This window comes from Luteolibacter sp. Y139 (genome assembly GCF_038066715.1).
Lineage (GTDB): Bacteria > Verrucomicrobiota > Verrucomicrobiia > Verrucomicrobiales > Akkermansiaceae > Haloferula > Haloferula soli.
Genome location: NZ_JBBUKT010000014.1, coordinates 112,506 through 133,096, shown reverse-complemented (window position 1 = coordinate 133,096; position 20,591 = coordinate 112,506). Strand labels below are relative to the sequence as shown.

17 protein-coding genes and 1 tRNA gene are annotated in these 20,591 nt (G+C 61.3%); 10 read left to right on the top strand and 8 right to left on the bottom strand.

Features of this window, described 5'->3' with window-relative positions; all coding sequences use genetic code 11:
* Positions 1-167: 167 nt before the first annotated feature.
* From WKV53_RS25620 to WKV53_RS25605, 4 genes are all read left to right on the top strand, one after another.
* The gene (locus WKV53_RS25620) at positions 168-1,646 is read left to right on the top strand and encodes a cation:proton antiporter (RefSeq protein ID WP_341407688.1); all 1,479 of its coding nucleotides are present in this window, start codon (positions 168-170) and stop codon (positions 1,644-1,646) included.
* A 48-nt stretch (positions 1,647-1,694) separates the two neighbouring features.
* Positions 1,695-3,197 carry a tryptophan halogenase family protein gene (locus tag WKV53_RS25615; protein WP_341407687.1) on the top strand — a complete coding sequence of 501 codons (1,503 nt, stop codon included), beginning with the start codon at positions 1,695-1,697 and terminating at the stop codon, positions 3,195-3,197.
* A 142-nt stretch (positions 3,198-3,339) separates the two neighbouring features.
* The gene (locus WKV53_RS25610) at positions 3,340-3,642 is read left to right on the top strand and encodes a WYL domain-containing protein (RefSeq protein WP_341407686.1); all 303 of its coding nucleotides are present in this window, start codon (positions 3,340-3,342) and stop codon (positions 3,640-3,642) included.
* Positions 3,643-3,838: 196 nt separating this feature from the next.
* The gene (locus tag WKV53_RS25605) at positions 3,839-4,063 is read left to right on the top strand and encodes a hypothetical protein (protein ID WP_341407685.1); all 225 of its coding nucleotides are present in this window, start codon (positions 3,839-3,841) and stop codon (positions 4,061-4,063) included.
* 31 nt (positions 4,064-4,094) lie between these two features.
* Here the strand turns inward: WKV53_RS25605 and WKV53_RS25600 are convergent.
* Together WKV53_RS25600 and WKV53_RS25595 are read right to left on the bottom strand one after the other, a co-directional pair.
* A tRNA-Arg gene (locus tag WKV53_RS25600) sits at positions 4,095-4,168 on the bottom strand.
* A gap of 65 nt (positions 4,169-4,233) precedes the next feature.
* Complete coding sequence (locus WKV53_RS25595; protein ID WP_341407684.1) at positions 4,234-4,749, bottom strand: hypothetical protein; 516 nt, start codon at positions 4,747-4,749, stop codon at positions 4,234-4,236.
* Between the two features lie 84 nt (positions 4,750-4,833).
* Between WKV53_RS25595 and WKV53_RS25590 the strand changes: the two genes are divergently transcribed.
* Positions 4,834-5,322, top strand: a complete 489-nt coding sequence (locus WKV53_RS25590) for a hypothetical protein (RefSeq protein WP_345789687.1) — start codon at positions 4,834-4,836, stop codon at positions 5,320-5,322.
* Here WKV53_RS25590 and WKV53_RS25585 read toward each other — a convergent pair.
* The 4 genes from WKV53_RS25585 to WKV53_RS25570 all read right to left on the bottom strand — a co-directional run bounded on the left by WKV53_RS25585 (position 5,307) and on the right by WKV53_RS25570 (position 9,509).
* Positions 5,307-5,972, bottom strand: coding sequence for a L,D-transpeptidase family protein (locus WKV53_RS25585; protein WP_341407682.1), 666 nt, complete (start codon positions 5,970-5,972; stop codon positions 5,307-5,309). The genes WKV53_RS25590 and WKV53_RS25585 overlap by 16 nt on opposite strands.
* A gap of 269 nt (positions 5,973-6,241) precedes the next feature.
* Positions 6,242-8,014: a VanW family protein gene (locus WKV53_RS25580; protein ID WP_341407681.1), complete on the bottom strand. Its 1,773-nt coding sequence runs from the start codon at positions 8,012-8,014 to the stop codon at positions 6,242-6,244.
* A 170-nt stretch (positions 8,015-8,184) separates the two neighbouring features.
* A complete protein-coding gene (locus tag WKV53_RS25575) occupies positions 8,185-8,868 on the bottom strand; it encodes a hypothetical protein (protein ID WP_341407680.1) in 684 nt (227 codons plus the stop codon).
* 17 nt (positions 8,869-8,885) lie between these two features.
* Positions 8,886-9,509 carry a hypothetical protein gene (locus tag WKV53_RS25570; RefSeq protein WP_341407679.1) on the bottom strand — a complete coding sequence of 208 codons (624 nt, stop codon included), beginning with the start codon at positions 9,507-9,509 and terminating at the stop codon, positions 8,886-8,888.
* 319 nt (positions 9,510-9,828) lie between these two features.
* On the opposite strand from WKV53_RS25570, the gene WKV53_RS25565 reads away from it, so the two are divergent.
* Together WKV53_RS25565 and WKV53_RS25560 are read left to right on the top strand one after the other, a co-directional pair.
* On the top strand, positions 9,829-12,777 hold the full coding sequence (locus tag WKV53_RS25565) for a tetratricopeptide repeat protein (protein WP_341407678.1): 2,949 nt from the start codon (positions 9,829-9,831) through the stop codon (positions 12,775-12,777).
* A gap of 154 nt (positions 12,778-12,931) precedes the next feature.
* Positions 12,932-13,990, top strand: a complete 1,059-nt coding sequence (locus WKV53_RS25560) for a hypothetical protein (RefSeq protein WP_341407677.1) — start codon at positions 12,932-12,934, stop codon at positions 13,988-13,990.
* Between the two features lie 8 nt (positions 13,991-13,998).
* Here WKV53_RS25560 and WKV53_RS25555 read toward each other — a convergent pair whose 3' ends face one another.
* On the bottom strand, positions 13,999-16,254 hold the full coding sequence (locus WKV53_RS25555) for a LamG-like jellyroll fold domain-containing protein (protein WP_341407676.1): 2,256 nt from the start codon (positions 16,252-16,254) through the stop codon (positions 13,999-14,001).
* Between the two features lie 267 nt (positions 16,255-16,521).
* Positions 16,522-17,460, bottom strand: a complete 939-nt coding sequence (locus WKV53_RS25550) for a sterol desaturase family protein (RefSeq protein ID WP_341407675.1) — start codon at positions 17,458-17,460, stop codon at positions 16,522-16,524.
* Positions 17,461-18,495: 1,035 nt separating this feature from the next.
* Between WKV53_RS25550 and WKV53_RS25545 the strand changes: the two genes are divergently transcribed.
* The 3 genes from WKV53_RS25545 to WKV53_RS25535 all read left to right on the top strand — a co-directional run bounded on the left by WKV53_RS25545 (position 18,496) and on the right by WKV53_RS25535 (position 20,517).
* Positions 18,496-18,963, top strand: a complete 468-nt coding sequence (locus WKV53_RS25545; RefSeq protein ID WP_341407674.1) for an anthrone oxygenase family protein — start codon at positions 18,496-18,498, stop codon at positions 18,961-18,963.
* 325 nt (positions 18,964-19,288) lie between these two features.
* On the top strand, positions 19,289-19,957 hold the full coding sequence (locus tag WKV53_RS25540; RefSeq protein ID WP_341407673.1) for a YceH family protein: 669 nt from the start codon (positions 19,289-19,291) through the stop codon (positions 19,955-19,957).
* 242 nt (positions 19,958-20,199) lie between these two features.
* Positions 20,200-20,517 (top strand): hypothetical protein, encoded by a 318-nt coding sequence (locus WKV53_RS25535; RefSeq protein WP_341407672.1) that lies wholly within the window; start codon positions 20,200-20,202, stop codon positions 20,515-20,517.
* Positions 20,518-20,591: the final 74 nt, after the last annotated feature.

Here is a 20,591-nt window from a genome sequence, read left to right as displayed (position 1 = left end):
TTTACCCCAGAGGCATGGAGAGAAGGCAGGAGTTCACAGAGAAAGACAAAAGATGATGCTCATGATTCCCAACGTCTTTCCTTCCTCTGCGACCTCCTGCTTTTCCTCTGTGCCTCTGTGCCTCTGTGTAGCCACGGCCTGAAGCTGCCAAGAATGTTCCCGTTTCCATGAAACGCACCACCATCTTCTACCTGCTCGTCCTGCTCATCGTCGGCAGCGGCATTCTGGGCGTCATCCATCTCGGTGCGCATCTGCCAGGTCCAACGCATAGCGAAGCCACCCTCGCTGCCGAAGCCGCGCGGACCGTCGCGACACCCGCTCCAGTAGCACCCGCAACCGCGCCAACTTCTGCCTTCAGCGCGATGCTCGCCTCGCTCGGGACGAACCTGAATGATCCGCTCAGCCACCTCTTCATCCAGCTGCTCGTCATCATCGCCGCATCACGGGTGGTCGGTGGCATCTTCACCCGCTTCGGCCAGCCGGCAGTGGTGGGGGAAATGGTCGCGGGCATCCTGCTCGGACCCTCGCTGCTCGGCTGGGTCTCGCCGGAGATGTTCCAGTTCGTATTCCCCGCGACTTCGCTCGGCACGCTGAAGCTGCTCAGCCAGATCGGAGTCTGCCTCTTCATGTTCACCGTGGGAATGGAACTGGATGTCCGTCAGGTGCGGAACAAGGCGCACACCGCGGTGGTCGTCAGCCATGCCAGCATCGTGGCTCCGTATTTCCTCGGCGTGGGGCTCGCCTACTTCCTCTATAGTAGCCTCGCCCAGCCGGGCACGAACTTCACCGCCTTCGCCCTCTTCATTGGGATCTCCATGAGCATCACCGCCTTCCCGGTGCTCGCCCGCATACTTCAGGAACGCGGCATGACCCAGACCTACCTCGGGAATACCGCCGTGACCTGCGCCGCCGTGGATGATGTCACGGCGTGGAGCGCGCTGGCCTTCGTGGTCGCCGTCGCCAAGTCGACCAGCGTGACCGGATCCGCGATGAATCTGGCCCTGGTGCTCATCTTCATCGTGGCAATGATCTGGGTCCTGCGGCCCATGCTCCCGCGCATCTTCGGCCGCGAGGAATTGGCACGTCCGGAACCCTCGAAGCGCACGCTCGCGCTGGTCATCTGCACGGTGCTGGCCGCTGCGATGTGCACCGAAGTGGTCGGCATCCATGCACTCTTCGGCTCCTTCCTCGCTGGGGCGATCATGCCGGACATCGCAGGCTTCCGCCACAAGCTGGCCGTGCGCGTCGAGAACTTCAGCACCGTGCTGCTGCTGCCGCTCTTCTTCGCCTTCACCGGCCTGCGCACGCAAATCGGCCTCCTGAATGATCTCAATGGCTGGCTGATCTGCCTGGCCATCGTCGGGGTCGCCACTGTCGGCAAGCTCGGTGGTACGGCCCTGACCGCACGCTTCACCGGCATGAACTGGCGGGATTCCCTCCAGCTCGGCGCGCTGATGAATACCCGCGGCCTGATGGAGCTGATCGCGCTGAATATCGGCTATGACCTCGGCATCCTTTCGCCCCGCATCTTCGCCATGCTGGTCATCATGGCACTGGTCACCACGGCCATGACCGGTCCGCTGCTGACCTTCTTCCAACGCATGAAGGTCAGGGAAGAAGCACCGGATCGCTTGGTGCGGCCGTGAGCATCTGACCCTTTGGATACGACTCTCTCAAATACCCAAACCCAACCCATGATTAAAGAAGTATTGGTCCTCGGCGGCGGCAGCGCTGGTTTCATCACAGCGCTTTCGATCAAGCGGAAGATCCCGCAGCTCAAGGTGACGGTCGTTCGTAGCCCATCGATCGGCGTGATCGGCGTCGGCGAAAGCACCACTCCGAATTTCCCGCGACACCTCTTCGAGTATCTCGGCATCTCGCGGAAGCGCTTCTATGCACTCGCGCAACCGACGTGGAAGCTCGGCATCCGCTTCCTGTGGGGCGCGCGCGGCAGCTTCGACTACACCTTCAATCTCCAGCTCGATTCGCACTACACCGACATGGAGAAGCCGATCGGCTTCTACTGCGATGACGACTTCAAGGACGCGAGCCTGCCCGGCGCGCTGATGCGCCGCGACATGGCATTTCCACGCCAGCAGAATGGCGCGCCGGACATCCACCCGTGGCACGCCTTCCACATCGAGAACAAGAAGTTCATCGAGATCCTCGAGATCGTGGCGAAGGAGGAAGGGGTGGAGGTGACCGATGGCAAGGTGACCGGCAGCGAACGTGGCGAGCAGGGGATTGCAGCCGTGCATCTGGAAGACGGGCGCCGTCTCACCGCGGACCTGTTCATCGATGCGAGCGGCTTCCGCAGCGAACTGCTGGGCAAGACCCTGGAGGAGCCCTTCGAGAGCTTCGACAAGTCACTCTTCTGCAAGAAGGCGGTCATCGGCGGTTGGGAGCGCGGCGAGGACGAGCCGATCCTTCCCTACACCACGGCCGAGACCATGGACGCCGGTTGGGCGTGGCGCATCGATCACGAGCATCTCATCAATCGCGGCTACGTTTATTGCCCCGACTTCATCTCGGATGACCAGGCAGCAGACGAGTTCCAGAAGAAGAACCCGAAGGCAAAGGTGGAGACGCGGATCGTGAACTTCCGCTCCGGCTTCTATAAGCGCCAGTGGGTGGACAACGTCGTCGCCTTCGGCAATGCCGGTGGCTTCGTGGAACCACTGGAGTCCACCGCCATCATGATCCTGTGCTCGCATATCCAGACGCTGGTGGATTTCCTCAAGCACAGTGACCTCCAGCCGACGCCTACCATGCGCGGTCTCTACAATGAGCTCACCGCAAACACGTGGAATGACATCCGGCAGTTCCTCTCGCTGCACTACAAGTTCAACGGCAAGCTCGATACGCCCTTCTGGAAGGTGGCTCGCGAGGAGACGGATGTCTCCGGCGTCCAGGACTTCATCGACTTCTATCAGGAGAACGGCCCGACCGGCTTCTGCCGCTATCGCCTGCCGCGCACGGAGAACGACTTCGGTCTTGAGGGCTTCCTCGTGATGATGGTGGGGAACCAGGTGCCCTACAACAAACGGCACAATGCTTCGCCGCAGGACCTCGTCACATGGAAGCGGCGCAAGGAGGAATTCGCGAGCGAGGCCGCCCGCGGCATCCGCAGCGAAGAAGCACTGGCCTACGTGAAGCACCCCGGTTGGCAATGGAACGGGGACCCACCGAATTCCTGAGAATCCGAATCTAACCGACACCGTCAGGGCGATGGAAGGCGCTTTCTTTCGTTAGTCCGGAAGTGCAATCCATCGCTACGCATGTCGCGAGCTTGCAGGTAGGTCCAATTTACATCTTTGGCCTGCCGACTAAGCTCGCGGCATGAGTCCTCGTCGCACCTTCCCGAACATCCGCGCCTTGCGGGCCGCCATCCAAGGCCGCCGCATCGTGTCCTTCTGGTGCAAGAACCGGGAGTTCAGGATCGAGCCCTACGGCCTGCTCCAGGCGAAGTGCACCAAAGCCTGGGTGCTCGCCGGCTGGTGCCTCGAACGTCAGTCGTGGCGCTTTTTCCGCTTCGCCGAACTCCGCGACGTGACCGCCTCCGAAGACCGCTTCCCCCTCCGCGATGACTTCCCCATGGAAGTCCCCGACTGCCGCGGCGGCTGGCGTAGGCGGGATGCGTGAGACATCATGTGGATGCGTGCCGCCTCGTAGGATCGGGCGATGAGATTCGAACTCTCGACATCCATCTTGGCAAGGTGGCGCTATTTCGTGTGTGCAAGCTTCGGAGAAGAATGTGCACACGTCGGAATTACATTCGCGGACGAGCGCTCACATCCGCTGCCTTGCCTCCCGCGCGCTTCCGTGCCTATTTTCAATCATGAGTTCCTCATCTTCCCTGCCATGGCCGACGAGTCCGCACTCCGTCGTACCGGAATGGCTCCAGTTCACGCCCGAGGAAGAAGAGCAGCGGAGATTGAAGGCCGAGGAGTGGGAAGCTCAGCACCAGAGCCGCCTCGAGCTTGCTGCGGCCAACGGAACCAAGCTGCTGTCGCCTCGTGAGGCAGCGCTCCTCTGGAACGTGAAACTCGTTCAAAAGAGTTAGTGCCATCCCCATCTAAGCCGTTTAAATTTAGCGCACCCGACTGGATTCGAACCAGTGACCGTCCGCTTAGAAGGCGGATGCTCTATCCAACTGAGCTACGGGTGCCTGCGCGGGTTGTAGCGGCCCGGACCGGTGAAGTCAAAACGCGAAAGGTGGCACCTTGCCGCGCCTCATTTGGCGGGTGGGGGCGCGGGTGCGGGTGCCGGGGGCGTAGGTGACGGCTTGATCAATTTCACCCGTCTTTCGGTGACCTCTTTCCCGTCCTGGAGGTAGCGGAATTCCGTTTCCGAGAGGGAGATGATGGTCTGGGTGATCTTGGTGCCGGGGGGCAGTAGCTCCGGCATGGAGAACTCGGTGATCTCCGACGTCAGCTTGTCCTTTTCCAGCGTCCACTTCGCCTTGGCGGTGATGTTCAGCTGCTTATCGCCGGCCACGATGTGGGCGATGGAGGTCGACTTGCCGCCTTCGAGGTAGGTGGTGACGGAGTAGCCGTCGGCCTCTCCCTGCTTCATCTCATGACGCCAGGAGCCCAGCAGCGCCTTGGCATACAGCTCCGGTTTTACGGACGGGGCGGAGGGCTTCGCTGGTACTTCTTTCGGCGCGGGTGGGGGGCTATCGTCGGCGATGGCCGGGAGAGCAGCGGCGAAGAGGGCAAGCGCGACCGGAAGGACGAAGCTCGGATTCATGGCTGCGAGTGTGTCGACAGGCCGCCGCCGTCTGCAAGCTTTCCGCTCGCTTGGATGCGTGGCTTCGGGTTGGCTGGGGGCGTGATGCAGACTCCTGGACCTCCGCCGCATCCGCAGGCCATTCTGGATGCGGAGCATCTGAAGCTGCTATCGATCTTCCACTATGTGCTCGCGGGGGTGGCGGCGCTGTTCGGATCGATCCCGATTTTCCATGTCCTGTTCGGGGTCATGATTGTAAACAGCAAGTTTCCGGTTCCCGTGCCTCCGCCGTCTGCGGGTGCTCCTGCAACTCCTCCCATGACTGGCTTTCCGGAGGCATTCGGCTGGATGTTCATCGTCATGGGGAGCGCGTTCATCCTCCTGTCTTGGACGTATGCCGGGCTGCTATTTTACTCCGGGCGCTGCTTGTCGGCGCGGCGGAAATGGACGTTCTCCTTCGTGATGGCCTGCATCTCGTGCATCCATGTCCCGTTCGGCACGGCGCTGGGTGTCTTTACCATCCTCGTGCTGCAACGGCCGAGCGTGAAGGCGCTCTTTGATCGTCCGCAGGTGGGTGGCTACTTGAACTCATAGCGGCCGCTTTTCTCGTTCACCTCCGCTTCGGGCGGCACGTGGCTATGCTCGAAGCGGTCGTAGCCTTCCTTGAGGTTTGTCCAGAAGTCGAACCACGGGTTGTAGGCCTCGCGGGCCAGCCGCTCATCCGTCATGCGGAAGGGGAAGAGATTCACGCGGAAATACGGCTGGCCGTTCTTCAAGGCGGCGTCGCAAAGCGTGTAGATCTCCTCGATCTTCGGATCGGTCATGGCCAGGCAGCCGATCGAGACGCAGTTGCCATGGATCATGATGAAGCTGCCGGTGCGGCCGTGGTGCTGGTCGTAGGCATTCGGGTAGCCGATGTTGAAGGCGAGATGGAAGGTGCTGTCCGGCTTCATCGCCGTGGGGCCGACGAAGTAGAATCCTTCCGGCACCTGTCCATCGCCCTCGGCGAGCTTTGGGCCCGGCTTCCCGGATTGTGCGGCCACGTCCCAAGTACGAAAGTGCTCGTACTTCTTCGTTCCTCGATTCCGCACCCAGAGCTCGACCTGGCCTTCTTCCTTGAAGGCGCGCAGGAAGACGGGATCGCCGAAATGCAGGCCCTTGTCGGCGAGCGCCTTTTCCAATGCGGGACGCACCCGTTCGGCGGCGGCCTTCGCGCGCTCCGGGCCGGGGAGATCCGAGCTCACGGCTTGTTCTGCGGAGGTGGGGTTTTGTGGAGGATGTGCCGGGGCGGGTTCCGGCAGCATCGGTTTGACGAGGACGGCCTCAGGTCGTTCTTGGGAAGCCGGAGTGCGTTCCTCGGGAGCGGCGGGGGCTTGTGGTTCGATCGCAGCCTCAGCCGGCGGAGGAGAGAGGGGCTCGGAGTTGACCGCACGTTCTTCTGGCACGGCGGGATTTCTCTCCGTGTGTGCCTTTTCCCGGCAAGCGCAAAGGCTGGCGAGCGACAACAGGGAAATCAAGAGGCAGCGCATGCGGGGACCGCGGGTTGGAGCACCGCGCGCAGAACCATACGCAGGGCTGCCGGGTCGGGCGAGGAAAGCGTGTGCAGCAGCGGATGCTCGGGCAAGCCGCAGGCCTCCGTGGCAATCACCGGGATGCCGCTCGCTAGCGCCAGCAGCGCGAGCCGTGGCTGATGCTCGATCCATGCGGGTAGGACCAGCGCCCGCGCCGCCGCGAGATCTTCCTTCGTGCCGGGAGAGCAGGGGATTTCCTTGAAGGGATCCGCCATGCCCTCGGTCGCCCGGCCGAAGCATTTCAGCTCGATCAGCGGGGCATCGAGTAGTGCCGCCGCCAGCTCGAAGGCGCCCTTCCTGCCGAGTCGCGAGGCGGGGAAGAAGATCGTGTCTTTCTCCGCTGGCTTTAGCTCCATCGGATTCGGCATCTCCCAATCGATCAGCCACGCGCGCTCGCCGAAGTGCTTGGCGATCGCACGGTGTGGCGTCACCAGTCGTGCTGCAGCGGCGAGGGCTTCGCGCTCGGCACGCACCAACTCCGGATCGGCGCGGAAGTCACCGAGCGTGGTGGAGTGCGGATGCTTCTCCTTCGCGTGATCCAGCCGGCGCTGGAGTTCATCCATCGGCCAACGCTGGATCAGCACGTCAAAGCTGCGGCCGCCAAGCGCACCGGATTGCCACAGGTGTGGCAGCAGGTTTTGCGAAACCACCACGTGGCGGCATTCGGGCGAAAGCATTTCCGCGTAGCGTTTCGCCAAGGCGGCATCGCCCTCTAACAAGGCGAGTTGCCGCTTTGCTCCCTGGCCGGGAAGGCGGCGCTGCTTCCATGAGCGGAGCAGTGCCTGAAAGGTCGCGCGCTCGGTGGTTACGCCGGGCGGTGGCGACCACTGGTAGTTCGGCTTCTTCCAGCGCCGGCCATCGAGAGGCGTCAGCCAGCGATCGCCTTCACGGGAATGGCTGCGGCACCAGCGGTCGAACTCGGGCCAGCGCGCATCCAGTAGAAATGCCGAGTGTCCCAAAGAAGGCGCATGAGCCGCAGTCGCCGCCGGATGGCGGAAACACGAGATCATCCCACAAGTCAGGCAATCGCCCGAGGGCGCGGGCCGCGGCTTTGCCTCGACCACCGGTGCCGCCACCTTCACCGATTCGCTCCGCGCCGAGCGGATGCGCACGATAAGATCCGCGGCAGTCAGCTCCACCTCCACGCGCCACTCGGTATTGCTGCGGAAGCGCAGGTCGACGTAGTTCCAGAAGACGGTGGCATCCAGGTTCTTCTCCGCCGCCGATCCTGGAATGACGCGCGAGTGACCATGGCGCTCCACGATTTCCAAGCCAGCCTCCAGCGCCGCCTGATAGAGCAGGCCGCTGAGTTGGCAGAGTCCACCACCGATGGCGGGCACCAGACAGCCCTCGCGCAATTCGCGGCCCTCGGTGAAGCCCTTGCCCTTCGTCGTGCGGCCGAGTTGCCGCCAGAAGCTGAAGACCTGGCCCGCCGGGATTTCCACGCCGTGGAAGGCGCGGGCGGCATGGCGGAGGTTTTCCACCTTGCCTGCGGTGAGCGGGAATTCGGCTGCGGACAGCTCGCGCCACAGCGGGGCGTGCTTCTCCGCGATGACCGGCGACTCGACCAATAGCGCAGCGCATTCATGACGCGGAGGCCGGGAGGAGAATTCTCGCAAGCCACGCCGCAGCTGGAAGGCACGCGACTTGAAATGGAAAGCCAGGGCCTGAAGCCGGCTGGGAAGGTGACGCTCGGGAGCGGGGTGGTGGCTCATGGTAGCGCAGTGCCGCGCCATGGGATGAGACGGAACGAACCGGAGGATTACTTCACGGGATTCGTGAAATCTTCGTGAAGACAGCCGGTTCCGGAGGGATAGGAAAAGTCCCCGGCAAGCTGCGGCGTGCACAGATTGCCGGGGAATTTCAAATGCCGTGTGGCTCCGGACTAGATGGGGAAGAGGATCAAGGGCAGGGCATCGAAGACGTCATTGCTCAGCGCGCTGCCGAAGTCGATGGACAACGAACCCGCGAGGTTGTCTCCGTCCACGTCGCCGCTGATCGATCCATCGAAGTGGGCGTTCGCTTGGTTGAGGCGTGCCGCCAGGGTGCCCACATCCTTGATCGTGACATTGCCATTGGTGAGACCGTGGCCCAGCAGGGTCACGTCACCGAAGTTGAAGTTCGCCAGGGTATTGGCATCCGTGAAATCCGCCTTCACGGTGGTGTTGTTGGCGCTGAAGGTGCGCCTGAACACGGTGGTCCCGCTGGAGGTATCGAAGAAGCCGGGATCGAGGCGCACCTTGAAACGGACGCCACTGCCGCGGGTTCGGACGAGGTAATACTCCACCTGGTCGAGGATGTCCTCGTCATTCTCGTAGTGGGCGATGATATCGCATTGCGAGGCCTTGACGTTGTTAAAGGCGGGGCCCAGCTCATTCAGCAGGGCGGCGATGACGTCATTGGTGCCTACCTTGATGCCGGTGGTGTCGTTGACCGAGGTTTGAAGGTCTGCGGATGCCTTGGCCTTCACCTTGTAGTTGTTCCGGGCAATGTCGTTCTGCGCATAGGCACTGGTGGCCAGAAGCGGCAGGATAAAGGCGGCAAGTGCCGCTCCGAGTGTTGTTTTCATTGGTTCAATTGTTGGTGCTAGGGGGGAGAAGGTGGTGTTCCATTTTTCTTCGAGCCTGACCTGACCAGGCTCAGGGGTGTCCGCTGCAAGTCGTCGAGAAGTTTCTCCAGTTCCTGTCGATCGGCGGCCCGAGTTTCCGATTTCAGGTATGCCGCGAGTGAATCATGAGCCTTCGCCCCGCCATGCTCGAACAAGGCCGCCCGGGCCGCGGTGCGGACTTTCGAGTCCTCGGCCTTGGCTGCTTGGTAGATGAGCAAATCATTCAATTGCGGATCATCGGAGGTATCGAAGGTCCGGACGTTTTCCAGCAGGTCGACTTTGGCTGCGCTGGAGTCAACCCGGCGGTAAACATTCAGAAATGCATCGACCTCCGGATCTCCGTCGCCGTCCCGGTCGTAGTTGGCGAAGTCCGCCAGGCCGTCGTCCGTGAGGATCAGAGCTGGCTCACTCGCTTTCGCGACGGTGCTACCCGGACCACCCGGAATGGGGCTCCGGGCATGAAGTCCGGGACGCGGTTGCTCGAGGGGCACCGGGGAATCGTCCGTGCCGGAAGCCGGGTCATGACGATGGAAGGCCAGGAAGAGCCCGGCGGCTATCAAAAGGGCGGAGCCAATCAGTGCGGAACTGGACGGCGTCTTCACGGCGAATCGGAGAGGCGATAAGTTAGATTGGAGTTAAGAAGTCACTGGCTGGGGGTGGGATGATGAGGGAAATCCACATCATGGGTATTATACTGAGGTGCAATGGATATTGCCCGTTGGGATGAGGCGGATTTGGTCAACTTTTGACCAATCTCACGGGAGATGAAGTGCTATCCATCGAGGCCCATTTGAAGATCGGGGGGATCTCGCCGGTTGCCCGGAATCGGATGGGGATCGGTGAGAGAGCCGGTGACTTCGGGGTCACAAAGTCACTTCCGGCGTGACTTAACCAAACATTGATTATGAACTCATCCGCATCATGCAGGTTGGCAATGGCGGTGCAGCGGGTAACAGTGACTTGGAGCGGAGATTTCCCTCGATGAGGCCGGTCAAGTCGCCGCCCAGTCTCTTCACGATCAATGGCATCGGTGTCAGCATGTACGGGAAGCGTGACTTCGACGCGGTCACGGGCACCTACATCAAGACACGCTGCTTCTGTCTTGTCTTCATCCCGGTCTTTCCGATCGATGCCTACCGGGTGGCGGACGCGCCGGGCCGCGGCTGGTATTTCCTCGGCAAGGAGCGGGTGAGCGGCTTCGCCCGCGGGACCCGGTGGTGTGCCTTGGCCGTGGTCGCGCTTTTTATCGGAAGCGGCGCGTGGCAGGCTCACATCCATTCTCCGGAGTATCGGGCCCGGAAGGCGGGAGAGAGGGCGGCGGGATACATTGCCTCGGGAATGCCGATCGAGGCGGTGAAAGTGTACCGCGGGATGATCCAGGAGAGCATCGGCGATCGTGCGGCTTCGCAGCAGGCGATGCTGAGCCTGCTGAATGCCGAGCTCGACTCCGGTGATCCAAATCGCATCGCTGCTGCGGTCCGCTATGCCGATGCCAACCGGATGATTCCAGGCTTCAAGCAAGTCCTCATCCCGGATCTCACCGACCGGGCGCTCGCTGCCGCGGCGAAGTGCAGCGACCCGAAAGACGCGGAGCGCATCCTTGCCGCCCTCAGGCCTTCGCCGACGGATCTGGTGCGGGTTCACGAAGCGCTGCGGAAGGCGCTGGAAAGCATCCACAAGGCTGAGCCAGACAACCGCGAGACGAGAATCAAGCTGGCCCTGATGCGCGAGGAATTCGGCGAAGTGGATGGCGCGCTTGCCTTGTTAGAGCCGGCTGCGGACAAGCTGGGCGATGGCGAAGGCGCACGCCTGTATGGCAATCTGTTGATGGGCGAGGGCCGCGTGGCGGAAGCGCTGCCGCATCTGGAGCGCTACGTGACGCCACGGATGGCCCAGTGGAAGACCTTGGAAAGCGCCGTGGACCGTTCCTACGAAGCGGCGCAGAAGAAGGCGCTGGACCGCCTCAATCGAGACAATGGTGCAGCCAGCTTCCGGAAGCGCTACGATGCGGCCAGCGCGCAGGAGCAGGAGCGCATGGTGCAGGAGTATCTTTCAACCGAAGTCCCGAAGGATCCCGACTTCATCGCATCGCGCGAGCACTATCAGGCCGAGGCGAAGATCGTCCCATCCATCATGGATCTCGGCGTCGCCCGGCTGCGGATGGCGCAGGCCGAGAAGGATCCGGCCGCGCGGAAGGAGCTGCTGAAAAAGTCCGAGGAAGCCTTCCTCGCCCTTCGCAGCTCCGCCGGCGAAACGGACGAATACCGGCTCTTCCTCGGACAGGTTTACTTCTGGTCCGATCGTGAGCCGGAGGGTCGCAAGCTCTTCGACGAGCTGCTCGCTTCGAAGAAACGGGATGTCGGCACGCTCTTCCAGCTGGCCCATATTTTCCGCGATCTCGGTGAGACCAATGAAGCCCGGAAACTGCTGGATGAAGCGTTTCCCAAGGCCACGAGGAACGCCGAAAAGGCTGGCATTGTAAGCCTCCGTTCTCTTCTCGCCCGCGACACGGACGAGAAGATCGAGTGGCTTTCCAAGGGCAATGCCTCCGAGCCGACCATCGCCGTGAGGCTCTCCGAAGCGCGCGGCCAAAAGGCGGAAGAGCAGGGGGATCAGGAAGCGGCGAAGCGTCATTATCGCGATGCCTTGGCAGCCTATGAGAAGCAGGAACGGAATTCGACCAGCCTGAACAACTCCGCATTGCTCTATCGCAACCTCTATCGGATGGAGGGCAAGCTGGAGGACTTCGAAACCTCGGCGCGCCTCGTTTCGGAGGCCGTGGAACTCGAGCCCGCGAACAGCATCCTGAGTGAGAATGCAGCCGAGAGCCAGTTGACCGCCGCTGTCATCCGTCTGGCGGGTAATCGCATCGATCCGAAGCTGCTCCAGTTCGACAATGGCCTCGATTCGCTGCGCTACCTCTACCAGCGCGAAGAGGAGCGTGACAAGCTGCTGGCCTCGCTGACCTCGGACCCGAATTTCCGCAAGGGAATCGCCCACTACTGGGATGCGCTGCTGCTGTCGCCAAAGAATCCGGGCCTCTACGGATGGGGCGCGCAGGTCTTCGCTTACATCGGTGATGATGCCTCCCTGGAGCGGCTGCTGGAAAAGGCGGCGGGGCAGGAGTTCGATCACACCATCGGACGTGATGAACTCGCCCGCTACGTGAACAAGGAGCGGGACAATGAAGTGCGCGACGCACTGAAAGGTCAGCGCGAGGCAGTGAAGGCTCTGGTGGCAGATTTGAAGGATGCCAAGTCGCGCGCATGGGCGCAGGCATCTGTGGCCACCTCTCAGTTGGGTGGCTTCGCCATCGGTGAATCCTGCGACTCGAAGTCGTGGCTCGGTGCCTTGAAGTCCGCGGCGAAGGAGGCTCCCTGCGTCCGTCTCCAGACCACCTTGGAAGCAGCCTTGCAGATCATCGCCCTTGAGGCTCTGGCCGCCGATCATCCCGACTGTGCCGCCATCATCGAGGCGGACCGCCGCCTGCTGGGTCCTCAAGCGATCCTCAGACTGCTGGTCCGGGCAAAAGGTGAACTGGGAGAGCGCGTCCGCAAGCATCCAGCAGTCGTCGAAGCTCGCGAAGCTGCCGTAAGTGAAAGCGAGCTATTCCCGGGCAACTTCGGGCTGGACGACTGGCTGCTACTGGATGGCCTGCACCCGGAGAAGGATGCCAAGCTGAAGGAACTCGCCACGAGCGATCGCTCCGAACACCTCGGCCGGAAACTTGAGCGCGAACTCAACCACGAGACCCCGGCAATCATGCTCGGCGATTTCTGGGAGAAGATCCTCAGCGGCGACGACCAGGCCGCGCGCAAGCTGCTGCCAAAGATCGAAGCGACCGGAGTGAAGCTGCCGGTGTTGTTTTAGAGAAACCTCAAGAGACGCTGGTCGATTTCCTGCTGGAAAAAGACGCGAGTGCTGGCAAAACGCCATGATGAACCCAAGCCGTCCGGGCGTCCTCTTGTGCATCGCTCTTGGCGCGGGATTCGCCACGGGGTGGTTGTGTAAACCACAGTCCACCATGCCGGTTTCTGGTAGGAGTGGAGGTCCGGACTCTTCTGGTCCGGCTCCGAGTCTGGTATCTTTGACTCCTGATGGTCCGGGCTCGTCGAAGAGGTCGGTTCGTTCTTCGAACTCGGCGGAAGGAAGCATTGAGGCGCGGTTTGCTGCGGAGCTCAAGACGCTCAAGGGGCTGTCCGATGCGGAGTTCTCGAGGCGGATGGTGGACGTCTGGTGCGAGAGGGAGAGTTCCGAGAATCTTCTTCGCAAGGCGCTCTTTGCGGAGGCCTGCGATAGCGACAAGGCGAAGGCGTTTTATGAGGAGTTCAAGCGCCGCAAGGGGCTCTCACCTCAGGACGAAGGTGGATCGCAATTGTGGGAATTCATGTTCCAGGCAGGGAAGCGATTCGGCGGGGACTTCATGCAGAAGTATACCGAAGCTTATCCCCAAGGGACACGGGAGCTGGATACCATCGTTCACGGTTGGGTTTCCTCGGATGCGACGGCGGCGGTGGAGTGGCTGAATGGGCTGCCGGAGGATTGCCCGTATTATTCGAAGGCTCTCAAGGGGATCGTGTGGGGGATTGGCGATACGGCTCCGGACTTTGCGGCCCGGACGTTCCTGAACCTGCCTGAGGAGGAGCGGAACCAGAAGTTCGAGTCGCTCGGTGGTGGTGCCATCAATGGACGAGGCATCACGGGGCTGGTGGAAATCGCAGCGCAATTGCCGGAGGCGAAGGATCGGGAAAAGCTGGTGATGAGCAGCCTGATGCATTCGATGAAGCAGCCGCCTGAGGATTTCGTCAGCGGGATGGCTGGGCAGCTTGCTGCGATCCCGAGGCTGTCAGGAGCCTTTCAAGAGATGGCCGGGCGATGGGTGCGGTCTTCGCCAACGGATGCCATTGCGTGGATGGGGAACAACGCGGATGGCGCGGATCAGGCGGCGGCTCTTGGTCTGATGGCTGGTCAGCTTTCCCGCGCGGGGCGTGGCGATGCGGTGGATCAGTGGCTGGTTGCGCATCCGAAGTCACCCGGTCGCGCGACGGTGGAGGCGGCTCGGGCTCAGGGCGAAAAAAGGTGAGTTCACGCTCAATTGCTTCTCAAGCGGAAGAAGTGGGCGGCCGGCTGCCGCGCGAGGGTGACCTTCGTTTCTCCGTTGGTCACGACAGGGGAGGACAGGACCGGGGTCCATGAGTCGCTTCTCAGATCATCGGTCTCTTCCAGAGACCAGCCGGCAATGGTCGGGGACCAGGTGAGTTCCACGTCACTCACATTGAGCAAGCGGATGGCCAATCGCGGCTGGAGATCCTGGAAGAAGGTTGCCGGAGTCAAGGTGGGGCGGCCTGCCTCATAGAGCCATTGCTGGAAGAATTCGTCGAGTTGGGCGAGGTGCGCTGGTCCGAAGCTGGAGTTCTCCTTGGCGATGCGTTTGGCAAGCGCGATGAACTGCGCGGTCGTGATATTGCCATAGCCATGTTCTGCGAGGATGGAACGTTGCAGCGCGAAGAATGCCGGTGGCCCCGCGATTTGGCGGTAGGCTTCGAGCATCATTGCGGGCCGCGAATACATCGTGAAGAAATCGAACATCAGCGAGGCGTTGGGGAGATTCGCCGATGGGGCGTCCCAAGTCTGCTCAGGAGCATGATAGTAGATGTCGAACCAGTCTTCGACAGTCGTCGTGTCGCCGTTCCGTTGATTGTCCCAATACCATTCCCACCACGTTGCGAATCCTTCGTTGATCCAGACCTCCCGCCAGGTCGCCGGGCTGACAGAGTCACCGAACCATTGATGCGTGAGCTCGTGCGCGAGGACCTCCCGGTCCATGGGTAGCCACGTGAAGTGCGACTTCGTCTGAACCTCGAGGGCGTAGTCGAGCTCGGGGATGCGGTATAGCACGACGCCAGTCGAATCGAACGGGTAAGTGCCGATCTCGTCCGCAATGAACTTGATGATGTCGTCCTGGATGGCGGCATCGGCGGTGAGACCCGCCTTCTCCGCGGGCGACAAGGCGCTTTCGAACGCGTTGTAGATTTCGAGGGGATTGCCGCTGGCTCCCACAGCGGTGTCGCTGACGCTCTTGGTGTAGTCGAACAAGGCGACGGTTGCGGTGGCCAGGTAGCTCGCCATGGGATAGCCCATGTGCCAGTTCCATGTCGCGGTGCCGTTGCCGTTGTTGACCTTGGAGGTGAGTTCGCCATTGCCGAGCGCGGTGTGCGTGGCTGGGGCGGTGATGTGGAAATCGTAAGTCGCCTTATCGGCGGGAGTGCAGTTGTTCGGGAACCAGCCGATGGAACCCATCGGCTCGCACACTACCCAGGCGCCGCTGTCGATCGGTACCCAACCTTCGGGCGCTCCGTCAGCGTCTATGATCTTGGCCGGGGTGCCGGAGTAGTCGACGACGGCGTGGAAGACGCGATCCGATACGATTCCCGATGCTGGCGTGATGATCAGCTTGTCTCCTACACGAGCCACACCGGCTGGAATCCCATCGATCTTGGCAGTGGCCCCCGGGAAGCCGCGGAGGTCGAGGCTGAATTCGGACAGACCTTTGGTGGCGCGAATCGTGAGGTCGGCCTCGCTCACCATCGTATTGGCCACGGGATTGTAGTTAATCGTCAGGTCGTAGTGCTGCACGTCGTAGCCACCATTGCCGAGGGTTGGCAGATAGGGGTCGCCGACACTCCGGGTGCCGGGTGTGAATTGCGTGGGTGCCGGGATGGTGCCGTTCCACGGCGCGCCGGTGGCGGTGGCACTGTTGGTGGCCACGGTTCCGCTGGCGTTGTCGAACTTGTAGTAGAGGAGCAGGCCCGCTTCATCGCCGACGAGTGGCGCGCCCTGGCTGGCCAGGATTTGCGCAGGAGAGCGGGCGACGGACCAGATGCGGAATTCGTCGATGATGGCATTGGCGTAGTCGTCGATGCCAAAGTTGCTCCGCCCGATGAAGTTGTCGGTGCGTAGGGTGCCAGTCGTTGCGGGCATGGGCCCGCTGATCGCCACCTTGCCGTTGATGAGGATGCTTCCGGTGGTGCCATCGTGGGTGAAGGCCAAATGGGTCCACGTGTTCAATGGGAGCGCCGTCGGGGAAGTGACACTTCCGGTGATTCCGCCCGACTCATTGAAGAAATAGAGCGCCGGCTGGCCGCTTGTGCCCGAGCTCAATGCGCAGGCGATGTTGTTGGATCCGGCTCCGTTGCCGAAATCGATCAGACGTGACCAGTTTGCATAGGAGCGCACATAGACCCATGCCTCGACAGTGAGCGGGCTGCCCACCGCGCTGCCAGCTGGCAAGGGCACGGTGGCGTATTGGTTGGTCCCGTCCAGGTCGAGGGCCTTGCCATATGGCAATTGGGCGCGAGCGACGGAGAGATTAAATATTAGAAAGCAGAGGCAAGCCTGTGCTAGAGCCGCAATCCGATTGCTCTTCATAATTCAATCGGCCGTAGATTCACCGAGTTGCCTCAGGTGTCGCCAGATTGGAAGCTCACGGCCAACAAACAGCCAATGGTGGGGACGTTGCCAACGCAGCAGATAGCCCGCCGACTTCAAGACGATTTCGAAGGCAGTCTTGTCGCTTGAAAGGACCGGCCCTATCGGTCTGAAACTGACCCCGGGCTATGGAGCCTGCGAGGCTTCGGGCGTGCTTTTCTGCTTCCGCATTTGCTTCCGGAGTTCCTTTTGCTCGGCTTGGTAGCGCTTCCAGTAGAAGGGAGCGGCGAGTTGGCCGAAGAAGGTGTGGGGCATGGCTTCGCGGATGCCGATTTCGCTGGGGGGACGGCGGGCGTGGTCGTTGAAGTAGGTGCGGAAGATGAGATCCCAGAGGACGAGGTTTTCGCCGTAGTTCTTGTTGCCCTCGCGGAGGTCCATCGAGTGATGCCAGCGGTGCAGGCCGGGTGTGTTGAAGATGTAGTTCAACCAGCCGAAGCGCATGCGGATATTGCAGTGGGTGAGGATGCCGATGAAGGCGGTGATGCCGCCGACCCAGACCATGACCGGTCCGGGCGCGCCGGCGAGGGCGGTGCAGGGGACGGTGAAGACGATGCTCTTGAAGGTATCGACGAAGTGGAAGCGGCCGGTATTGAAGAACCAGAGCTTCTTCGCACTGTGATGGACGGCGTGAAAGCGCCACAGCGGCATCCACTCATGGGCCACGCGGTGCGCCCAGTAGAGGCCGAATTCCGCGACGACCAAGGCGAGGACGACTTGGAAGAACATCGGCCAGTGGGACGGCCAGATGCCGCCGCTGGGTTGATCGCCGATGCTTTTGGCGAGGCCGATGGCGGTTGCGGAAATGATGAGGACCTGCACGGAGAGTTTCGTGAGCAGGGTGTGGGCGAGGTCGGGGATTTCCTGGCCGTCGGAGTGGTGCCAGTCTTCCTCGTGAGGCCGGACCCGCTCGAGGACGCAGAGCGTCAGGGCGAGGAGGAGGTAGGTGAGGTTGAAGGCGAGGGTGCCGTGGCCGAGCGCGGTGCCGTAGGCCATCAATAGGACAGACCCTCCGAAGAGGAGCGGCCACAGGAGGTAGTCGAGGGTGGTATCGAGAAATCTCCGCACGCCGGGCGTGGTAGGGGAACGAGGGGAAGGTTGCAAGCGGGAGGTGGCGAGCTCGTCACGGCCGAGCCCAGGCGGTCCGAGAGGCCTTTGGCTGTCCGTTGGCGGGGAGGACTTCGGGGAGGAGCGTGCCATTGCCTTTCTCATGACGTTGAAATGCGAGGTTTCTGACCACGGATGGCGCGGATGGGCGCGGATGAGAAAGGCGGGGATGGGAGACTGGGATTTTGTCGGGCGGTGCGGTTTGGAACTGGCTTTGTTCGTTCCTGGAAGCACTCCGGTAATTCGGGATGCCTCTATAGCGGAATTAGCGGAGTAGGTGAGTGGGTGGGATTTGAGGTTGGTGGGAGCCGGGTTGCCGGGAATTCCGGATTCCGATATTCCAATAACCCTAGGGAGTGGAATTATCGGAATTCGGCGGATTCCGTTGGCCCAAGCTGCGCCGTGGAACTCCGCTACTCCGGTATGCCTAGGAGAGCGGAGTAGCGGAGTTCGACGGGATCGAGGCTGCGGAGGCCGATCCCGTCCGAATGGCACGGTCCATTCAATTTCCGATTCCTCCTTTCCCGTATGTATAGGAAACGGGAAAACGGGAAAAGGTGCGCATTCCAGTGAGAGACCGGTGGCTGAGCGGATTGCCCGGACGGATGCGCTGAGCTTGCTGGGATTGAGGGCTGAATCGTTCGACACGTCTCTATTCCAGCGTGATTCCATCGCTGTTGGAAGTATGCCGACTGGCCCCCTCCTGTGGAAGCTGGCGGCGGCTTCCACAGGAGGATTCCAATGTTTCGGTATCTGCTTGGGTGGCCGAAGGGGCGGGATTGGCCGGATGAAGCTGCCTGCTCGGGCAAGCACTGCATCGGAGACGTTACGATGCGGGAGCCGACTCCATCTGACCTCTGGCCGCTTGAAACGATGGAAGCGCAACGGATGGCGCTTAATGGCGTCGAGCATTTCGCGCCGATCCCTTGATTCTCCCGGCAAAGCGCGGAGTATGCCAGCCCTACCAAGGGAAGGACCAATACACTGTTTGGCAAAATGAATACGATCGACGCCGCCTACATCTTCCTGATCACGTCCACCGCGCTCTTGATGGGCAATGAATTCTCGATCGCGGCTTTCATTCATCCATCCCTATCAAAGGCGGACCACAAACACTTCATCCCTGCGATCCAGGTGTTTGCCAAACTGTTTGGCAAGGTGATGCCTTTTTGGATGGCCGCGACCCTGCTTTTGCACCTCGCGCTGGCCTGGTGCATGTGGGCTTCTCACCGGAGTGCGGGACTATTTACCCTTTATGCAGGATTCGCTTGGGCGTTCATCGTCATCTTCAGCGTTGTTTTTCCTGTTCCGATCAACAATCGGGTCGGCCGCTGGAATCCCTCAGATTTGCCGCCAAATTGGGAGTCCGAGCGGAAACTGTGGGACATCTATAATTCCGTGAGAGTCGCTGTGATCGGGGTGGCCTTCATCCTGCTGATCGTCGCATACCGGAAAGCCGTCTAACAGTCGAGGTGGCCAATCCCTTGGGCGTCACACGCGGACTTCTCGCAACATTCCATCGTTTCCATTCCCGGTCGGATGGGAGCGAGTGATGGAGATTTTTAGAGTAGGGGCAACCTGTCACGAGCTTTGGGAAGAATGCCGACTGGCCCCCTCCCATCGAAGAAGCGAGCAGCGGCAGCGCATTCCTAGGAGGGAAGGCACGCAGGGAATTCAAAATTCAAGGACTGGCCTCTCTGACTTCTATCTTCATGAAGAGACAGGCATGGCGTCCGTGTGCTTTCTCGTGGTGCCTCAGGGTCCACTGTCCTTACACTTCGGCGCGACCATGCTGCACTTCCCTGAAATCCAGCTCACCTTTCAAGAAGCCAGGGTCCTCGGCTGCTTGTTGGAAAAGGAAATCCTCACGCCCGACAGCTATCCGCTCACGCCCAACTCCCTGCTGCTGGCCTGCAACCAGACCACCAGCCGGGACCCTATCACCCGCTTCACCGGGGACGAAGTGGCGGAGGCCCTGCGCGGACTTTCGGAGAAATACCTGGTCGAAAAGAACCTCGGCGGCCGTTCCCCGAAGTTCGAACACTGCATCCAGGACGTGCTGAGCATGCAGCGGAGCGAGCGCGCCGTCCTGACCATCCTTCTGCTGCGCGGTCCCCAGAGCGCCGGGGAAATCCGCCAGCGCACCGATCGGCTGCACACCTTCTCCTCCCTTGAGGAAGTGGAAGAGACGCTCACGTGGTTCATCGACTACCCGCACGGTCCGCTTGTCCGCCGCATCCCCGTCGGCGAAGGCCGCCGGGTCGAGACCTTCGTCCAGCTCCTTTCACCCGCCGCCGCAGACGGCTTCTCCGGTACCGTCACTCCTTCCGCCGCCGCCGACACTCCTGCGGAGAACGATTGGCGTGCCGCCATCGAGGCGCGACTCGCCAGCCTCGAGGCCGAGATCGCAGAGCTCAAAGCCGGCCAGGCGCCGCGATCCGCCGATCGTAATCCGTGAGAGTGTTGCGCCTTGTTAGGCTTCAACGCTTGTGAGTCGGGGCCGCATCCCATCGAGATCCCGTCGATTGAATCTCTTTATGAAAGAACAGGCATTTTGCCGGACCTTTCGCCACAAACCAGGGCATCAGGATGGGCGATCGCAGGGTGGGTTTGAGCCTAACAGATTCAAATTTCAAGGACTGCCCCCCGGGGACAAGGACTGCCCCCCGGGACCGCGTGGCTCGCTGACTCCTGTGTGACGTGTATCTTGTTTTCTCGGGCGGAATTACTACGGTGATTCAAATGAATTCCCTTAAGTTCTATTTGAATATTGTGGTCGGTGTTTTTGCCTTACTGGCAGGCATACTGTGGCTCGTGTCAACCATCGTGAAGGTGAAGGCCCCTGAAGAATCTTCGGGTTACAGTTTTGGACTGGGAGGGGGCGGAGGAGGGCTTCTTCTTCAAATTGATGGCGTGGATCTAGTCGCAACTGCTGCTGCTCAGGCTAAATGGAACAGGGCGGCAGCGCTTGCCGCGTCAATTTCTGCTTTCGCCCAAGCAGGTTTGTTGTGTGTCTAAAGGGCAAAGGATTATCACCGTTGATGTAGGCGATGAGCGCTTGGGCATCCGTTTCATGGGGGGACTTCAAGAAC